This is a genomic window from Polaromonas sp. P1_G4 (genome assembly GCF_056405475.1).
On the sequence record NZ_JBFUCA010000496.1, the window covers coordinates 1 to 3,106 of the forward strand.

The window sequence follows — 3,106 nt, forward strand, 5'->3', positions numbered from 1 at the left end:
CTACAAGCCCCTGCCCGGAAAGTTCAAGGACTACATCGCAATCCCGAAGATCAACGGTTACCAGTCTCTGCACACCACGCTGGTTGGCCCCTTCGGTACCAACATCGAGTTCCAGATGCGCACCGAAGCCATGCATGTGGTGGCGGAATCCGGGGTCGCGGCGCACTGGCTCTACAAGGCCACCGACCCGGATGGCGACGCTTCGCAGCGGCTGGGGACACAGTGGCTGCAATCGCTGCTCGACATCCAGCAGGAAACACGCGATGCGGCCGAGTTCTGGGATCACGTCAAGATTGACCTGTTTCCCGAGGCGGTCTATGTGTTCACGCCGAAAAGCCAGATCATGGCCATGCCGCGCGGCGCGACCATCGTGGACTTTGCTTACGCCATTCACAGTGACGTGGGGCACCGGGCCGTGGCGGCCAAAGTCAACGGCGAGCAGGTGCCACTTCGCTCAGAGCTGCATAACGGCGACGTGATCGAAATCATCACGGCGTCGGTCTCCAGCCCCAACCCCGGCTGGCTGGGATTTGTACGCACGGGGAAAGCCCGCTCCAAAATACGCCACCACCTGAAAACCATGGCGCTGTCCGAGTCGCAAGACCTGGGCGAAAAAATGCTCGCGCAGGCGCTGCGTGCCGAGGGCATCGAACGCGAACGCCTCCCCGACGACGATGAAGCCCACCACGCCACCTGGGAAAAGATCCTGCGTTTTACCGGCAACCGGTCACGTGCCGATCTGCTAACCGACATCGGGCTGGGCAAACGGATCGCCAGCATGGTGGCCAAGCGCATCGTCACCCTGCTTGCCGAAACCGGTGAAAAACCCAATGCCCTGCTCATGAGCCGTGAGCGCTACACCGCCCATGAGTCTGTGTCGCAAGGCGCGCTGGTGATCGATGGGAGTGAAGGCGCCTCCGTGCAGTTTGCCCCCTGTTGCCGCCCGATTCCTGGCGACGGCATCGTGGGCTACCTGGGCCGCGGTGAARGTCTGGTGATACATACTGATGACTGCGCTGTCGCCAAGCGACTGCAGCACCGTGACAGCGAGCGTTTTATCGCCGTGGACTGGTCCGACGAGCCTGTGCGGACGTTTGAAACAAACCTCTTGGTCACCGTCTCCAATGGGAAAGGGGTCCTGGCGCGAGTGGCGGCTGCATTGGCCAGTGYCGAGGCGGACATTACCCATGTCGACATGGGCCAGGAGCCTTCGCATGACGCCACGGACCTGCGCTTCGGCGTGGCCGTGCGCGACCGCATCCACCTGGCTTCCGCCTTGCGCAGCGTGAAGCGCACACCTTCCGTACTGCGGGTGCAACGCGCCAAATCGTCCGGCTAATCCGCTGTCGATTTGTCCGGTGCGGGATAGTCCACTTTCAGTACCTCGAGCGCCTGTACACCCTGCGGAGTCATGAGACTTACTTCATCGCCAACACGCGATTTGAGCAGCGCTCTGGCGACAGGTGATATCCAGCTGATTTGTCCTTGGGCGCTGTTGGCTTCGTCAATGCCGAGAATGGTCACGACTCGCTCGACTCCTTCGCCATCGGCGTAGGCAACTGTCGCGCCGAAAAAAACCTGGTCGCTACCGTGGTGCACCGACGGGTTGCTGATTTCCGCAATTTCCAGTCTCTGCGTCAAAAACCGGATTCGCCGGTCGATTTCCCGCAGCCGCTTTTTGCCGTAGTGGTAGTCGCCGTTCTCGGAGCGGTCTCCATTGCTGGCAGCCCAATGAACGATTTCCACCATTTTGGGACGTTCGCTGTCGATCAGGTCCAGAAGTTCGCTGCGCAGGTGTTCATAGCCCTGTGGTGTGATGTAGTTTTTGCCGCCTGCAGGCAGGGGTGCGAGCGTCGGCTCGTCGTCCTCCGGCTCGGTTTCTTTGGTAAAGGCTTTGTTCATGCTCCGGCCACCATAGCATTCATGGCTGCCGGCCGTGAATGCACCTAAAAATCTTCCATTTTCAGCACGAGGGGATTTTCAGGCGTGTAGCTCACACCCGCCACGACCAGATCAGCGGCCCGGGCGTGAATCATTTCAGCATCCTGTTCATACGCTTTTTTCAGGGAGTCCGGCMCAGGCACGGCGCCGAAGAACTCCTCCATCGCCTCGCGCGAAATCCTGACGGGAATGGTGCTGYCCGCGTACGACAAGCCAAAACTGAGCCACTCGCCGTGGTCCTCGACATTCAGTGATCCCATGTTTCTCCTCCGGAATTAGGCTTCCAGAATAGCGGAGCTCTTGTTGGACGTACAGCCCGTCCGGCGCCGCCCAGTCCCAGGAAAACCACTATCGCGATGGCAACGGTATGAAAAAGGACCCCAAAAGCGGCCCCCCGGAAAGAAAAATAGCCTAGAGGGATGAGCCTCTAAGCTATTGAAATCACTTAAGAAAGTGGTGCGGCTGGCAGGAATTGAACCCACGACCCCTTGGTTCGTAGCCAAGTACTCTATCCAACTGAGCTACAGCCGCTAAGCCTCAAATTATAGCTTATTTAAATGGTAGGGCGTGAGTGACTTGAACACTCGACCAAAGGATTATGAGTCCTCTGCTCTAACCAACTGAGCTAACGCCCCACTCAAGGGATCGATTGTAAGGGCCTACTTGCTATGGCTAAGCGCGGTGCTCACCAGCTTGGAGGTGATGTCGACAATTTGGATCATTTTTTCGTAAGGCATACGCATGGGCCCTATCACGCCCAGGGTTCCCACGACCTGTCCGTCGACTTCATAAGGGGCTGTCACCACAGACAGTTCCTGATACGGAATCACCTGGCTTTCGCCGCCGATGTAAATCCGGACTCCCTCGGCGCGGCTCGAAACATCGAGGAGCCGCATAAGTTGCGCCTTTTGCTCGAAGAGATCAAAAAGCTTGCGCAGGTTACCCATGTCACCGGAAAAGTCGCTGACGGCCAGCAGATTGCGTTCGCCGGAAATAACCACCTCGTCGCGCGACTCGATGGCCTCCGAGCTGACCTTGACCGCCGCCTGCATCAACGTGGCGATTTCACCGCGAAGGGCTTCCACCTCGTTCTTCAGGCGCTCTCTTACCTCTTCAATCGCCATGCCAGCGTAATGTGAATTGAGGAAATTGGCCGCTTCAACCA

Annotated in this window: 3 protein-coding genes, 2 tRNA genes and 1 pseudogene; 1 reads left to right on the top strand and 5 read right to left on the bottom strand. The window is 58.4% G+C overall.

Annotated features, from left to right (window positions below):
- Nucleotides 1-1,339, top strand: a 1,339-nt coding sequence (locus AC1D1X_RS19395; RefSeq protein ID WP_477698926.1) for a RelA/SpoT family protein, incomplete at its 5' end; no start/stop codon positions are given.
- Here the strand turns inward: AC1D1X_RS19395 and greB are convergent.
- The 5 genes and pseudogenes from greB to AC1D1X_RS19420 all read right to left on the bottom strand — a co-directional run.
- Nucleotides 1,336-1,902 (bottom strand): transcription elongation factor GreB, encoded by a 567-nt coding sequence (greB, locus tag AC1D1X_RS19400; protein WP_477668272.1) that lies wholly within the window; start codon nt 1,900-1,902, stop codon nt 1,336-1,338. The genes AC1D1X_RS19395 and greB overlap by 4 nt on opposite strands.
- A 44-nt stretch (nt 1,903-1,946) precedes the next feature.
- A complete protein-coding gene (locus AC1D1X_RS19405; RefSeq protein ID WP_477698927.1) occupies nt 1,947-2,201 on the bottom strand; it encodes a hypothetical protein in 255 nt (84 codons plus the stop codon).
- A 194-nt stretch (nt 2,202-2,395) separates the two neighbouring features.
- Nucleotides 2,396-2,472, bottom strand: a tRNA-Arg gene (locus AC1D1X_RS19410).
- A 27-nt stretch (nt 2,473-2,499) separates the two neighbouring features.
- Nucleotides 2,500-2,576, bottom strand: a tRNA-Ile gene (locus tag AC1D1X_RS19415).
- 24 nt (nt 2,577-2,600) lie between these two features.
- A pseudogene (locus tag AC1D1X_RS19420) lies at nt 2,601-3,106 on the bottom strand (heat-inducible transcriptional repressor HrcA); the annotation flags it as partial.

Excerpts from the sequence above, each read along its gene's own strand:
- greB (WP_477668272.1), bottom strand. The coding sequence starts at position 1,902 with ATGAACAAAGCCTTTACCAAAGAAACCGAGCCGGAGGACGACGAGCCG.